Raw genomic sequence first — 13,843 nt, forward strand, 5'->3', positions numbered from 1 at the left:
ATCTCCTGGGCTTTGGCGATCAATCGTTGCGCAAACCTGCCCGAAAGTGCCCCGGATCAACGAAACGGAGCACGCGCAAAGCCTGTCACGAAAAACGGCGCATGATAACCGAGTTAGGAACCTTGGGCTGAACCCAGCAGTCCAGTGATTAGCGATAAGACCCAAACAGAGCTAGGTTAACTCTCTGTCCGTATCACAGGCCCGTAGCCGTGCGGGCCAGAAGGAGTCGTTCAATGCCATCCCTCGATAGCCTGAAAACCCTCAAGACCCTGAAAGTCGACGACAAGACTTATCACTATTTCAGCCTGCCGGACGCAGCGCGGAGCCTGGGCGATATCGATGCCCTGCCCATGTCGCTCAAGGTCCTGCTGGAGAACCTGCTGCGCTGGGAGGACAACAAGACCGTCACCAGCGATGACCTCAAGGCCCTCGCCGCCTGGCTCAAGGAGCGCCGCTCCGACCGCGAGATCCAGTACCGCCCGGCGCGGGTGCTGATGCAAGACTTCACCGGGGTACCCGCGGTGGTCGACCTGGCCGCCATGCGCGCGGCCATGGCCAAGGCCGGTGGCGACCCGCAACGGATCAACCCGCTGTCGCCGGTGGACCTGGTGATCGACCACTCGGTGATGGTGGACAAGTTCGCCAGCAGCAGCGCCTTCGAACAGAACGTCGACATCGAGATGCAGCGCAACGGCGAACGCTACGCCTTTCTGCGCTGGGGTCAGAGCGCCTTCGACAACTTCAGCGTGGTACCGCCGGGCACCGGCATCTGCCACCAGGTCAACCTGGAATACCTGGGGCGCACCGTCTGGAGCAAGGACGAGGACGGCCGCACCTATGCCTTCCCCGACACCCTGGTGGGCACCGACTCCCACACCACCATGATCAACGGCCTGGGCGTGCTGGGCTGGGGCGTGGGCGGGATCGAGGCCGAAGCCGCGATGCTCGGCCAGCCGGTGTCGATGCTGATTCCGGAGGTCATCGGTTTCAAGCTCACCGGCAAGCTCAGGGAAGGCATCACCGCCACCGACCTGGTGCTGACCGTGACCCAGATGCTGCGCAAGAAAGGCGTGGTGGGCAAATTCGTCGAATTCTACGGTGATGGCCTGGCCGACCTGCCCCTGGCCGACCGTGCCACCATCGCCAACATGGCCCCTGAATATGGCGCCACGTGCGGGTTCTTTCCGGTGGACCAGGTGACGCTCGACTACCTGCGCCTGTCGGGCCGCCCGGCCGAACTGGTGAAACTGGTCGAGGCCTACAGCAAGGCCCAGGGCCTGTGGCGCCTGCCGGGCAAGGAACCGGTGTTCAGCGACAGCCTGGCCCTGGACATGGGCACCGTCGAAGCCAGCCTCGCCGGACCCAAGCGCCCCCAGGACCGGGTGGCCCTGCCGGATGTGGCCCAGGCCTTCAACGACTTCCTCGACCTGCAGTTCAAGCCCACCAGCAAGGAAGAAGGCCGCCTGGAAAGCGAAGGCGGCGGTGGCGTCGCCGTGGGCAATGCCGACCTGGTCGGCGAGACCGACTACCAGCATGAAGGCCAGACCTACCGCCTGAAGAATGGCGCGGTAGTGATCGCCGCCATCACTTCCTGCACCAATACTTCCAACCCCAGCGTGATGATGGCCGCCGGGCTGGTGGCCAAGAAGGCGCTGGAAAAAGGCCTGCAGCGCAAGCCCTGGGTCAAGAGTTCCCTGGCGCCCGGCTCCAAGGTGGTGACCGACTACTACCATGCAGCGGGCCTGACCCCCTACCTCGACCAACTGGGCTTCGACCTGGTGGGTTACGGCTGCACCACCTGCATCGGCAACTCCGGACCGCTGCTGGAGCCGATCGAGAAGGCCATCCAGGGCTCCGACCTGACGGTCGCCTCGGTGCTGTCCGGCAACCGCAACTTCGAAGGCCGGGTGCATCCACTGGTGAAGACCAACTGGCTGGCCTCTCCACCCCTGGTAGTGGCCTACGCCCTGGCCGGCACGGTGCGCATCGACCTCAGCCGCGAGCCCCTGGGCCAGGGCAAGGATGGCCAGCCGGTGTACCTGAAGGACATCTGGCCCAGCAGCCAGGAAATCGCCGAGGCCGTCGCCCAGGTCAACACCCGGATGTTCCACAAGGAGTACGCCGAGGTGTTTGCCGGCGACGCCCAGTGGCAAGCCATCGAGGTACCCCAGGCCGCGACCTATGTCTGGCAGGACGACTCGACCTATATCCAGCACCCACCGTTCTTCGACGACATCGCCGGCGCCCTGCCAGAGGTCAAGGACATCGATGGCGCAAGGGTCCTGGCGCTGCTGGGGGACTCGGTGACCACCGACCATATTTCCCCTGCCGGCAACATCAAGGCCGACAGCCCCGCCGGGCGTTACCTGCGGGACAAGGGCGTGGAGCCCCGGGACTTCAACTCCTATGGCTCGCGGCGCGGCAACCATGAAGTGATGATGCGCGGCACCTTTGCCAATATCCGCATCCGCAACGAAATGCTCGGCGGCGAGGAAGGCGGCAATACGCTGTACATCCCCACCGGCGAGAAAATGGCGATCTACGACGCGGCCATGAAGTACCAGGCCACGGGCACACCGCTGGTGGTGATCGCCGGGCAGGAATACGGCACCGGCTCGAGCCGCGACTGGGCAGCCAAGGGCACCAACCTGCTGGGGGTCAAGGCGGTAATCGCCGAGAGCTTCGAGCGTATCCACCGCTCCAACCTGGTGGGCATGGGCGTGTTGCCGCTGCAGTTCAAGGCCGGCCAGGATCGCAAGAGCCTCAAGCTCAGCGGTCGCGAGACCCTGGATATCCTCGGCCTCAGCGGCACGCAACTGGCCCCGCGGATGAACCTGCAACTGGTGATCACCCGCGAGGATGGCAGCCGTGAGCAGATCGAGGTGCTGTGCCGCATCGATACCCTGAACGAAGTGGAATACTTCAAGTCCGGCGGGATCTTGCACTACGTCTTGCGCCAATTGATCGCAGCCTGATCCGTGACCGCCACAGACACCGCCTTCGGGCGGTGTTTTTCATTGGGTTAACGCACACAAATCGACTGGTTATAATGCCCGCCCGCCAAACCTGACCAATCAGTCACAACAAAGACTACAGATCAGGCGGCGAACAACGTCTGTGCAATATCCATTCTTTCGCAACAAGGATTCCCCATGACCGCTCTGCCATGGATGTACCTGGCACTCCTCTCCATTGGCTATGCACTGGCCCTGAGCTACGGACAACTGGGGCTGCTGGCCGCCCTCTCGCTCTTGCTGTTGTTGTGCGCAGGCTTGGCCGTACGCCAGCAGCGCAGCCCCATCGGCCAATTCCTGGGCCACGGCCTGTTCGTGGTCGTCGCCCTGGCCCTGGCCATGCACTGGCTGCCCGGCTTCTACAACGGACGCGCCATCGACCCGCAACGCCTCACCGATGACGCCGTGCCGTTTTCCCTGTACCTGAACCAGGACAAGCCGCTGATCGGTTTCTGGCTGTTGCTGGTCTGCCCCTGGATCGTCGGTCGTCGCCCGCTGTGCCTGTCGCTGTACGCCGGTGCCCTGGCCCTGCTCTTGTGCGCCATCACCGCGCTGGGCGGCGCCTTGCTGCTGGGCATCATCAGTTGGGCCCCCAAATGGCCGGAACAGGCCTGGCTATGGGTACTGAACAACCTGCTGCTGGTGACATTGGTGGAAGAGGCGCTGTTCCGGGGCTATATCCAGGGAGGCCTGAGCCGGCGCCTGAAACACCTGCCCTACGGCGAGAACCTGGCCCTGCTGGCTTCGGCCCTGTTGTTCGGCCTGGCGCACCTGGGAGCCGGCTGGCAATGGACGCTGCTGGCGACCGTCGCCGGGATCGGGTACGGTCTGGCCTATCGGTTCGGGGGCCTGGGAACCGCGCTGGCCACCCACTTCGGACTGAACCTCTTGCATTTCGGGCTTTTCACCTACCCGATGCTCGCCGGATAAGTCCGGACACTGCAAAACCGCAAGCGAATTGCCCAAACCAGTACTTCAGAAGTATTGACTGCCAAGGAAGAAGGTCAATGATTAGCCCCTCGCCAACGCCGGTGGATGCCGGCGCCGCATACGACGACACAACACACTCTGCCAATGAGACCGAATGCCAATTATTGAAAAATAGTTTCAATAATAAGCTGAAGCGGCCGATCACTTATCAAAGCCTTGCGGATTGAAAAAACATGCGTAATAACCAGCCTGTCACTCAGCGCGAACGTACCTTCCCGGCTCAACAACGGTTGATTTCCACGACCGATGCCAAGGGCGTCATCACCTACTGCAACGACGCCTTCGTCGAGATCAGTGGGTTCTCCCGCGAAGAACTGGTTCGCGCGCCGCACAACCTGGTACGCCACCCGGATGTGCCACCGGCGGTATTCGCCCACATGTGGACCACCTTGAAGCAAGGCCTGCCATGGATGGGTATCGTCAAGAACCGCTGCAAGACCGGCGATCACTACTGGGTCAACGCCTATGTGACCCCGGTGTTCGAAGGCAGCAAGGTGGTGGGCTACGAATCGGTACGGGTCAAGCCCACCGCCGAACAGGTGCGTCGCGCCGAGTCCCTCTACAAGCGAATCAACCAGGGCAAGTCGGCCATTCCCAAGCGCGACAAGTGGCTGCCGATACTGCAAGACTGGCTGCCGTTCATCCTGGTCAGCCAGCTGAGCTTCATGATCGGGGCCTGGCTCAACTCCCACTGGGGCTTCGTCCTGGCCGCCGCTCTCTCGGTACCGCTGGGCCTGCTGGGCCTGACCTGGCAGCAGCGTGGCCTCAAGCGGCTGCTACGCCTGGCCGAGCAGACCACCTCGGACCCGCTGATCGCGCAGATGTACACCGACAGCCGGGGCGCCCAGGCGCGCCTGGAGATGTCGATCCTCAGCCAGGAGGCACGACTCAAGACCTGCCTGACCCGCCTGCAGGACACCGCCGAGCACCTCAACGAGCAGGCCCGGCAGTCCGACACCCTGGCCCACAACAGTTCCAGCGGCCTGGAGCGCCAGCGCCAGGAGACCGAGCAGGTCGCCACCGCGGTCAACCAGATGGCGGCCACCACCCAGGAAGTGGCCAGCCACGTGCAACGCACCGCCGACGCCACCCAGGAAGCCAATCGTCTTACCGGACGCGGCCGCAACATCGCCGGGGAAACCCGTGAAGCTATCCAGCGCCTGTCGGTGGTGGTGGGCGAGACCGGCCAGACCGTGACCCAGTTGGCCAAGGACAGCGATGAAATCGGCGGCGTGGTGGACGTGATCAAGGGCATCGCCGACCAGACCAACCTGCTGGCGCTGAACGCCGCCATCGAAGCGGCCCGGGCCGGGGAGATGGGTCGCGGCTTTGCCGTGGTGGCAGACGAGGTGCGCCAGCTGGCGCAACGCACCAGCGAATCCACCGGGCAGATCCACGCCCTGATCGCCAAGCTGCAGCAAACCGCCGCCAGTGCGGTGCAGACCATGGATGCCGGCCATCGCCAGGCCGAAGAAGGCGTGGCCCGAGTGCTGGAAGCCGACCAGGCGCTGGTGGGCATCAGCGAGGCGGTAGCCAACATCACCGACATGACCACCCAGATCGCTGCCGCCACCGAAGAGCAAAGCTCGGTGGCCGAGGAGATCAGCCGCAACATCAGCACCATCGCCCAACTGGCGGACCAGACCTCCGAGCAGGCCCAGCATTCGGCCGAACTCAGCGAGGCCCTGACCCATACCGCGCACACCCAGTACTCGCTGGTGGAGCGGTTCAACCGCTGACCCAGCAAGGGGCATAAAAAAACCGGAAGCAGGTGCTTCCGGTTTTTTTATGCCCGGCCAAACCTGGCGTTCAGCCTGCCGCCCGCAGGAACCCGGCGACCCTGGCCGCGGCGGACTCCAGATGCTGCTCGTGACTGTAACCCGAGGCCTTGAGAGGCTTGAGATCGTGGTCGGCCGCTACCAGCCATTCCAGCTCGATGGCCGGCGCCAGGGTATAGGCCTCCACCGCCGGGCGATTACCCAGGGCATCGCGCTCGCCCTGGACGATCAGCGTCGGCGTGGCCAGTTCGGCCAGGTGCGCTACCCGGGGCTTTTCCGGTTTGCCGGCCGCATAGAAGGGATAGCCCAGGCAAACCAGGGCATCGGCTTGCAACTCGTCGGCCAGCAAGCTGGCCATGCGCCCGCCCATGGACTTGCCGCCCACCGCCAACACCCCAGTGGCATAAGGTCGCACTTGGGCATACACCTCGCGCCAGCACTCCAGGAGCCTGGGCGCCGGGTTAGGAGGGCGCTTGCCGCCGTCCAGGCGGCGCTGGGCCATGTAGGGGAACTCGAAGCGCAAGACGTTCACCCCATGCCGGGCAAGGCGTTCAGCGATCTGTTCCATGAACCCGCTGTCCATCGGTGCGCCGGCACCGTGGGCCAGGATCAAGGTCGGCGACTTGCCCGGGGTCGCACTCGCCGCGACATCCCACGACCAGCCCCGCTCCTGCACGCACTGCGCCCATTGATCCCCGTCAATACTGGCCTTGTGCTCATTGCTCATGCTTGCCTCGCTTTTAGTCTGCCTATAACTCCAGACGAAGTGGGCGCGCCGTGCCGCGCGCAGTCGCTTTCACTTCAGCTGAACCGTGGATGGGGAACCATGAACACTTCTATCAGTACCGCCTACAACTACAAGGTGGTCCGCCAATTCGCCATTATGACGGTGGTGTGGGGCATCGTCGGCATGGGGCTCGGGGTTTTTCTCGCAGCCCAGTTGGTGTGGCCCGAACTCAACTTCGATCTGCCGTGGACCAGCTTCGGTCGCCTGCGGCCATTGCACACCAACGCGGTGATCTTCGCCTTCGGTGGCTGTGCACTGTTTGCCACGTCGTTCTATTCGGTGCAACGCACCTGCCAGACCACGTTGTTCGCGCCGAAAATCGCCGCGTTCTGCTTCTGGGGCTGGCAGTTGGTGATCCTGCTGGCGGCCATCAGCCTGCCATTGGGCTACACCAGCTCCAAGGAATACGCCGAACTGGAATGGCCGATCGATATCCTGATCACCATTGTCTGGGTGGCCTACGCCATCGTGTTCTTCGGCACCCTGGTCAAGCGCAACACCAAGCACATCTATGTGGGTAACTGGTTCTTCGGTGGCTTCATCATCACCGTGGCCATCCTGCATATCGTCAACAACCTGGAACTGCCGGTCAGCCTGACCAAGTCCTACTCGCTGTACGCCGGCGCCACCGACGCCATGGTGCAATGGTGGTACGGCCACAACGCCGTGGGCTTCTTCCTGACCGCGGGCTTCCTGGGGATGATGTACTACTTCGTGCCCAAGCAGGCCGAACGTCCGGTCTACTCCTATCGCCTGTCCATCGTGCACTTCTGGGCACTGATCACCCTGTACATCTGGGCCGGCCCGCACCACCTGCACTACACCGCGCTGCCGGACTGGGCGCAGTCCCTGGGCATGATCATGTCGCTGATCCTCCTGGCTCCAAGCTGGGGCGGCATGATCAACGGCATGATGACCCTGTCGGGCGCCTGGCATAAGCTGCGCAGCGACCCGATCCTGCGCTTCCTGGTGGTATCCCTGGCGTTCTACGGCATGTCGACCTTCGAAGGTCCGATGATGGCGATCAAGACCGTCAACGCCCTCTCCCACTACACCGACTGGACAATCGGCCACGTACATGCCGGCGCCCTGGGCTGGGTTGCGATGATCTCCATCGGTTCGCTGTACCACCTGATCCCGAAAGTCTTCGGTCGCGAGCAGATGTACAGCCTCGGCCTGATCAACACCCACTTCTGGCTGGCCACCATCGGCACCGTGCTCTACATCGCCTCGATGTGGGTCAACGGCATCGCCCAGGGCCTGATGTGGCGTGCAGTCAACGAAGACGGCACCCTCACCTACTCCTTCGTCGAAACCCTGGTGGCCAGCCACCCAGGCTTCATCGTGCGACTGGTCGGTGGGGCGATCTTCCTCAGCGGCATGTTCCTGATGGCTTACAACACCTGGCGCACCGTGCGTGCCGCGGTGCCAGCCGAAGTCAACGCTGCTGCGCAGATGGCCTGAGGAGTCCGCCATGAAACACGAAACGATTGAGAAAAACGTCGGCCTGCTCATGCTGCTGATGGTCTTCGCGGTGAGCATCGGCGGTCTGACCCAGATCGTCCCGCTGTTCTTCCAGGACGTCACCAACAAGCCGGTGGAGGGCATGAAGCCCTACACCGCGCTGCAACTGGAAGGCCGCGACATCTACATCCGCGAAGGCTGCGTACAGTGCCATTCGCAGATGGTCCGCCCGTTCCGCGCCGAAACCGAACGCTATGGCCACTACTCGGTAGCCGGTGAAAGCGTCTGGGACCATCCATTCCTGTGGGGTTCCAAGCGTACCGGTCCGGACCTGGCCCGCGTTGGCGGCCGCTACTCCGACGACTGGCACCGCGCGCACCTGTATAACCCGCGCAACGTCGTGCCCGAGTCGAAGATGCCAGCCTACCCATGGCTGGTGACCGCACCGGTGGACAGTAGCCATACCGAAACCAAGCTCAAGGTCATGCGTACCCTCGGCGTGCCTTACACCGACGAAGACATCGCCGGTGCGACCGCCTCGCTCAAGGGCAAGACCGAGATCGACGCCCTGGTGGCCTACCTGCAAGTGCTTGGCACTTCGATCAAGAGCAAGAGGTGAGCCATGGGCTTTGCACTCGATAGCGGCATGATCCGCGGGCTCGGGACCCTGGTAGTGATGATCGCCTTCGTCGGCTTGTCGATCTGGGTGTTCAACACCAAGCGCAATCCCGAGTTTGCCCAGGCACGCCTGCTGCCCTTCGCCGATGACCCGGCGGCGAGCACTTCATCTGATGACGCTCAACCTCAAGAGCCTGCAACAAGGAGCATTCGGCCATGACCACCTTCTGGAGTACGTGGATCTGCGTACTGACCATCGGCAGCCTGATCGGCCTGACCTGGCTGCTGGTCGGCACCCGTCGGGGTGAAACCAAGGGCAGCGTGGACCAGACCATGGGCCACGCGTTCGATGGCATCGAGGAATACGACAACCCCCTGCCGCAATGGTGGTTCCTGCTGTTCGCCGGCACCCTGGTGTTTTCCGTTGGCTACCTGATCCTCTATCCGGGCCTGGGCAACTGGAAAGGCGTCCTGCCGGGCTATGAGGACGGCTGGACCCAGACCAAGGAATGGGAAAAGGAAATGGCCAAGGCGGACGTGAAGTTCGGTCCGATCTTCGCCAAATTCGCCGCCATGCCCGTGGAAGAAGTCGCCAAGGACCCACAAGCGTTGAAAATGGGTGGTCGCCTGTTCGCCTCCAACTGCTCGGTCTGCCACGGCTCCGACGCCAAGGGTGCCTTCGGCTTCCCGAACCTGGCCGACGACAACTGGCGCTGGGGTGGCGATGCCGAGACCATCAAGGCCACCATCATGGGCGGACGCATGGCCGCGATGCCGGCCTGGGGTGAAGTGCTCAAGGAAGACGGCGTGAAGAACGTCGCCGCCTATGTGCGTCATGAACTGGCCGGCCTGCCGCTGCCAGCCGATAACGACGCCGACCTGGTAGCCGGCCAGCAAGCCTTCAGCACCACCTGCGTGGCTTGCCACGGTGCGAATGGCAAGGGCACCGCCATCATGGGCGCGCCGGACCTGACCCAGCCAGCCGGCTTCATCTACGGCACCAGCCTGGCCCAACTGCAACAGACCATCCGCCATGGTCGCCAGGGCCACATGCCGGCGCAGAGCGAACTGCTGGGCAACGACAAGGTGCAGCTACTGGCTGCCTACGTTTACAGCCTGTCCCACAACAGCAGCAACAAGCCTCAAGCTGCAAGCGACAAGTAAAAGATCAACGGCAAGCTGCGAGTCCTCGCTTGCAGCTTGCCGCTTCAAACTTCCCCTCTGCCTCTTTGCGACCAAGTGTCGCACCCCTCTCCCCCGCCACGTTTGCACCCATCCGAATCAGGTCTAGGCTTACCCCGAAGTGGGCTGGCGAAGGCCGGTCGCAGGCCAAAGGTATGGGCGACGCTCGAAGCTTTCGTTCGATGACAGGCCGCAAAGGCTGGTTTATACCGGCTGTCGACTCGCTGACCGCCTGTCAGCTGTTCAAGGGGCTTCCACACACCCGGTTACAACTGACCTGACACCCCCGATTTTTTTGTCCACTGCGACAGTTTGTCAGAGGGCGTTTTTTGTCCCTACTCGGCATAGGGAAAGGCCGCAGAATCAGGCATGGAACGCATTGACGCAGGTCATGGCGCGTTGCAATGACCCCCTGCTTTCTCCATACTTGCGACCGATTTTTATCCCTAATAAAACACCCAAACCGTGGAACCTTAGAAATGAGCACAGCAATCAGTCCGACTGCTTATAACTATAAGGTAGTCCGCCAGTTCGCCATCATGACGGTGGTCTGGGGGATCCTTGGCATGGGGCTCGGTGTCTTCATCGCCTCGCAACTGGTCTGGCCGGAGTTGAACTTCGGCCTGCCATGGACGACGTTTGGACGCCTGCGCCCGCTGCACACCAACCTGGTGATCTTCGCCTTCGGTGGATGTGCATTGTTTGCCACCTCTTACTATGTCGTGCAGCGAACCTGCCAGACGCGACTGATTTCCGACAGCCTCGCGGCCTTCACCTTCTGGGGTTGGCAGGCGGTGATCGTCGGTGCCATCGTGACCCTGCCATTGGGTTACACCACCACCAAGGAATACGCCGAACTGGAATGGCCCCTGGCTATCCTCCTGGCGATCGTGTGGGTCACCTACGGCCTGGTGTTCTTCGGCACTATCACCAAGCGCAAGACCAAGCACATCTACGTGGGTAACTGGTTCTACGGCGCCTTCATCGTGGTCACGGCGATGCTGCACATCGTCAACCACGCCTCCCTGCCGGTCAGCTTCTTCAAGTCCTACTCGGCCTATGCCGGCGCCACCGACGCGATGATCCAGTGGTGGTACGGCCACAACGCCGTGGGCTTCTTCCTGACCACCGGCTTCCTGGGGATGATGTACTACTTCGTACCCAAGCAGGCCGAGCGTCCGATCTACTCCTATCGCCTGTCCATCGTGCACTTCTGGGCGCTGATCACCCTGTACATCTGGGCCGGCCCGCACCACCTGCACTACACCGCGCTGCCGGACTGGGCCCAGTCCCTGGGCATGGCCATGTCGATCATCCTGCTGGCTCCAAGCTGGGGCGGCATGATCAACGGCATGATGACCCTCTCGGGCGCCTGGCATAAGCTGCGCACCGACCCGATCCTGCGCTTCCTGGTGGTGTCCCTGGCGTTCTACGGCATGTCGACCTTCGAAGGTCCGATGATGGCGATCAAGACCGTCAACTCGCTGTCCCACTACACCGACTGGACAATCGGCCACGTACACGCCGGTGCCCTGGGCTGGGTAGCGATGATCTCCATCGGCGCCCTGTACCACCTGATCCCGAAAGTCTTCGGTCGTCAGCAGATGCACAGCATCGGCCTGATCAACACGCACTTCTGGCTGGCTACCATCGGTACCGTTCTCTATATCGCCTCGATGTGGGTCAACGGCATCACCCAGGGCCTGATGTGGCGTGCGATCAACGACGACGGCACCCTCACCTACTCCTTCGTCGAAGCGCTGCAAGCCAGCCACCCAGGCTTCATCGTCCGCGCCCTGGGCGGTGCTTTCTTCGCCGCCGGCATGCTGATCATGGCGTACAACGTATTCCGTACCGTGCGCGCCTCGAATCCGGCGGAAGCTGAAGCCGCTGCTCAGATCGCTGTAGTTGGAGCTCACTGATGAAGCACGAAGTAGTCGAGAAGAACATTGGCCTGCTGGCCTTCTTCATGGTCATCGCCGTCAGCATCGGCGGCCTGACCCAGATCGTCCCGCTGTTCTTCCAGGACGTCACCAACAAGCCGGTGGAAGGCATGAAGCCACGCACCGCGCTGGAGCTGGAAGGTCGTGACATCTACATCGCCAACGGCTGTGTCGGCTGCCACTCGCAGATGATCCGTCCGTTCCGTGCCGAAACCGAACGCTATGGCCACTACTCGGTAGCCGGTGAAAGCGTCTGGGACCATCCATTCCTGTGGGGTTCCAAGCGTACCGGTCCGGACCTGGCCCGCGTTGGCGGCCGCTACTCCGATGACTGGCAGCGTGCGCACCTGTACAACCCGCGCAACGTTGTCCCCGAGTCGAAGATGCCGGCTTATCCGTTCCTCGTAGAAAACAAGCTCGACGGCAAGGACACCGCGAAGAAAATGGAAGTCCTGCGCACGCTCGGCGTTCCCTACACCGACGAAGACATCGCCGGTGCCAAGGATGCCGTGAAGGGCAAGACCGAAATGGACGCGCTGGTGGCCTATCTGCAAGGCCTGGGCACCATCATCAAAAGCAAACGGTGATCTAGATGGATATCGGGATGATTCGTGGCCTGGGCACCCTTGTCGTGATGGTGGCCTTCGTCGGCCTGGCACTCTGGGTGTTCAGCCCCAAGCGCAAGTCCGAGTTTGACGACGCGACCTTGCTGCCGTTCGCGGATGACCCCGACGCCATCAAGCACGTCGAGCAAGCTTCTAGGAGTAACAAAGAATGACTACGTTCTGGAGTCTGTACGTCACAGTCCTCAGTCTGGGTACCATCTTCGCCCTGACCTGGCTGTTGCTGTCGACCCGCAAGGGCCAGCGCGCCGAGCAGACCGACGAGACGGTCGGCCACTCTTTCGACGGGATCGAGGAGTACGACAACCCACTGCCCAAATGGTGGTTCATGCTGTTCGTCGGCACCATCGTCTTCGCCTTGGGTTACCTGGTGCTGTACCCCGGCCTGGGCAACTGGAAAGGCGTACTGCCTGGCTACAACTACCTTGATAACGAGAAGCAGACCGCATTCGCCAACGGCCAGTCCGGCTGGACCGGCGTGCATGAGTGGGAAAAGGAAATGGCCCGCTCCGACGCCAAGTTCGGTCCGATCTTCGCCAAGTACGCAGCCATGCCGATCGAGGAAGTAGCCAAGGATCCACAAGCCCTGAAAATGGGTGGCCGCCTGTTCGCTTCCAACTGCTCGGTCTGCCACGGTTCCGATGCCAAGGGTGCCTATGGCTTCCCTAACCTGACCGACGCCGACTGGCGCTGGGGCGGCGAGCCGGAAACCATCAAGGCCACCATCATGGGCGGTCGTCACGCAGTGATGCCAGCCTGGGTGGATGTAATCAAGGAACAAGGCGTCAGCGACGTTGCCGCCTATGTCCTGACCAACCTCGATGGTCGCAAGCTGCCGGAAGGCATCAAGGCCGACCCGGCCAATGGCCAGAAGCTGTTCGCCGCCAACTGCGCGGTCTGCCACGGTCCTGAAGGCAAGGGCACCCCAGCCATGGGCGCACCCAACCTGACCCACCCGGCAGCGTTCATCTACGGTTCGAGCTTCGCCCAGCTGCAGCAGACCATTCGCCATGGTCGCCAAGGCGTGATGCCTGCCCAGGAGCAACTGCAGGGCAACGACAAGGTCCACCTGCTGGCGGCTTATGTCTACAGCCTGTCCCACGGTGACAAGCAGGCCGATGCTGAATAAGCCCATGGCCTGAAGGCAATACCCGAACGGCCCCGCCAACGCATGTTGGCGGGGCCGTTTTCATTGGGCGCCGTTCTCTGCCAAAAACGTCCTGCGTGACGCATAGAAATCCAAGGCAAGACCGACAACTGCCAAGGGATTTTTCCGACGCCATAAAAGATTCGAACGGTATGGAGTGCAAAACGGTCCATAATCCACAAGTCAATTGATTCAGGTCATTACACTATCGATTGGCTTCCCCCAACGCGACCAAAGGTCGCACCCTTGTCCTAGAGCTACAGGCGTATCATTGCGCCACTGCAACACCCCTTTTTG

The 13,843-nt window shown here is 62.3% G+C and carries 12 protein-coding genes; 11 read left to right on the forward strand and 1 reads right to left on the reverse strand.

Annotated features, from left to right (window positions below; all coding sequences use genetic code 11):
* Positions 1-233: 233 nt before the first annotated feature.
* From acnA to CAG11_RS16590, 3 genes are all read left to right on the forward strand, one after another.
* The gene (acnA, locus tag CAG11_RS16580) at positions 234-2,975 is read left to right on the forward strand and encodes an aconitate hydratase AcnA (protein WP_085597111.1); all 2,742 of its coding nucleotides are present in this window, start codon (positions 234-236) and stop codon (positions 2,973-2,975) included.
* A 177-nt stretch (positions 2,976-3,152) separates the two neighbouring features.
* The gene (locus tag CAG11_RS16585) at positions 3,153-3,944 is read left to right on the forward strand and encodes a CPBP family intramembrane glutamic endopeptidase (RefSeq protein WP_085597112.1); all 792 of its coding nucleotides are present in this window, start codon (positions 3,153-3,155) and stop codon (positions 3,942-3,944) included.
* A 233-nt stretch (positions 3,945-4,177) separates the two neighbouring features.
* Positions 4,178-5,743, forward strand: coding sequence for a PAS domain-containing methyl-accepting chemotaxis protein (locus CAG11_RS16590; RefSeq protein WP_022643334.1), 1,566 nt, complete (start codon positions 4,178-4,180; stop codon positions 5,741-5,743).
* Positions 5,744-5,813: 70 nt separating this feature from the next.
* Here the strand turns inward: CAG11_RS16590 and CAG11_RS16595 are convergent, their stop codons facing one another.
* Positions 5,814-6,509 carry an alpha/beta family hydrolase gene (locus CAG11_RS16595; RefSeq protein WP_085597113.1) on the reverse strand — a complete coding sequence of 232 codons (696 nt, stop codon included), beginning with the start codon at positions 6,507-6,509 and terminating at the stop codon, positions 5,814-5,816.
* 99 nt (positions 6,510-6,608) lie between these two features.
* Between CAG11_RS16595 and ccoN (CAG11_RS16600) the strand changes: the two genes are divergently transcribed.
* The 8 genes from ccoN (CAG11_RS16600) to ccoP (CAG11_RS16635) all read left to right on the forward strand — a co-directional run bounded on the left by ccoN (CAG11_RS16600) (position 6,609) and on the right by ccoP (CAG11_RS16635) (position 13,528).
* Positions 6,609-8,033, forward strand: coding sequence for a cytochrome-c oxidase, cbb3-type subunit I (gene ccoN / locus CAG11_RS16600; protein ID WP_022643332.1), 1,425 nt, complete (start codon positions 6,609-6,611; stop codon positions 8,031-8,033).
* Positions 8,034-8,043: 10 nt separating this feature from the next.
* Entirely contained in the window at positions 8,044-8,652 is a 609-nt protein-coding gene (ccoO, locus tag CAG11_RS16605) for a cytochrome-c oxidase, cbb3-type subunit II (RefSeq protein WP_022643331.1), read from the forward strand.
* A gap of 3 nt (positions 8,653-8,655) precedes the next feature.
* Positions 8,656-8,871, forward strand: coding sequence for a cbb3-type cytochrome c oxidase subunit 3 (locus tag CAG11_RS16610; RefSeq protein WP_022643330.1), 216 nt, complete (start codon positions 8,656-8,658; stop codon positions 8,869-8,871).
* Complete coding sequence (gene ccoP, locus CAG11_RS16615; RefSeq protein ID WP_053135997.1) at positions 8,868-9,815, forward strand: cytochrome-c oxidase, cbb3-type subunit III; 948 nt, start codon at positions 8,868-8,870, stop codon at positions 9,813-9,815. The genes CAG11_RS16610 and ccoP (CAG11_RS16615) overlap by 4 nt, the downstream gene beginning before the upstream one ends.
* Before the next feature lie 497 nt (positions 9,816-10,312).
* Positions 10,313-11,755, forward strand: a complete 1,443-nt coding sequence (gene ccoN / locus CAG11_RS16620; protein ID WP_022643328.1) for a cytochrome-c oxidase, cbb3-type subunit I — start codon at positions 10,313-10,315, stop codon at positions 11,753-11,755.
* Positions 11,755-12,363, forward strand: coding sequence for a cytochrome-c oxidase, cbb3-type subunit II (gene ccoO, locus CAG11_RS16625; protein ID WP_022643327.1), 609 nt, complete (start codon positions 11,755-11,757; stop codon positions 12,361-12,363). The genes ccoN (CAG11_RS16620) and ccoO (CAG11_RS16625) overlap by 1 nt, the downstream gene beginning before the upstream one ends.
* A 5-nt stretch (positions 12,364-12,368) precedes the next feature.
* Complete coding sequence (locus CAG11_RS16630; RefSeq protein ID WP_031321312.1) at positions 12,369-12,554, forward strand: cbb3-type cytochrome c oxidase subunit 3; 186 nt, start codon at positions 12,369-12,371, stop codon at positions 12,552-12,554.
* Positions 12,551-13,528 carry a cytochrome-c oxidase, cbb3-type subunit III gene (gene ccoP, locus CAG11_RS16635; protein ID WP_022643325.1) on the forward strand — a complete coding sequence of 326 codons (978 nt, stop codon included), beginning with the start codon at positions 12,551-12,553 and terminating at the stop codon, positions 13,526-13,528. Before CAG11_RS16630 ends, ccoP (CAG11_RS16635) begins: the two co-directional genes overlap by 4 nt.
* Positions 13,529-13,843: the final 315 nt, after the last annotated feature.

It is taken from the genome of Pseudomonas sp. B6(2017) (assembly GCF_002112765.1).
GTDB classification, from domain to species: domain Bacteria; phylum Pseudomonadota; class Gammaproteobacteria; order Pseudomonadales; family Pseudomonadaceae; genus Aquipseudomonas; species Aquipseudomonas piscis.

Coding starts and splice junctions, on each gene's coding strand:
- acnA (WP_085597111.1), top strand. CDS start 234: ATGCCATCCCTCGATAGCCTGAAAACCCTCAAGACCCTGAAAGTCGAC.
- CAG11_RS16585 (WP_085597112.1), top strand. CDS start 3,153: ATGACCGCTCTGCCATGGATGTACCTGGCACTCCTCTCCATTGGCTAT.
- CAG11_RS16590 (WP_022643334.1), top strand. CDS start 4,178: ATGCGTAATAACCAGCCTGTCACTCAGCGCGAACGTACCTTCCCGGCT.
- CAG11_RS16595 (WP_085597113.1), bottom strand. CDS start 6,509: ATGAGCAATGAGCACAAGGCCAGTATTGACGGGGATCAATGGGCGCAG.
- ccoN (WP_022643332.1), top strand. CDS start 6,609: ATGAACACTTCTATCAGTACCGCCTACAACTACAAGGTGGTCCGCCAA.
- ccoO (WP_022643331.1), top strand. CDS start 8,044: ATGAAACACGAAACGATTGAGAAAAACGTCGGCCTGCTCATGCTGCTG.
- CAG11_RS16610 (WP_022643330.1), top strand. CDS start 8,656: ATGGGCTTTGCACTCGATAGCGGCATGATCCGCGGGCTCGGGACCCTG.
- ccoP (WP_053135997.1), top strand. CDS start 8,868: ATGACCACCTTCTGGAGTACGTGGATCTGCGTACTGACCATCGGCAGC.
- ccoN (WP_022643328.1), top strand. CDS start 10,313: ATGAGCACAGCAATCAGTCCGACTGCTTATAACTATAAGGTAGTCCGC.
- ccoO (WP_022643327.1), top strand. CDS start 11,755: ATGAAGCACGAAGTAGTCGAGAAGAACATTGGCCTGCTGGCCTTCTTC.
- CAG11_RS16630 (WP_031321312.1), top strand. CDS start 12,369: ATGGATATCGGGATGATTCGTGGCCTGGGCACCCTTGTCGTGATGGTG.
- ccoP (WP_022643325.1), top strand. CDS start 12,551: ATGACTACGTTCTGGAGTCTGTACGTCACAGTCCTCAGTCTGGGTACC.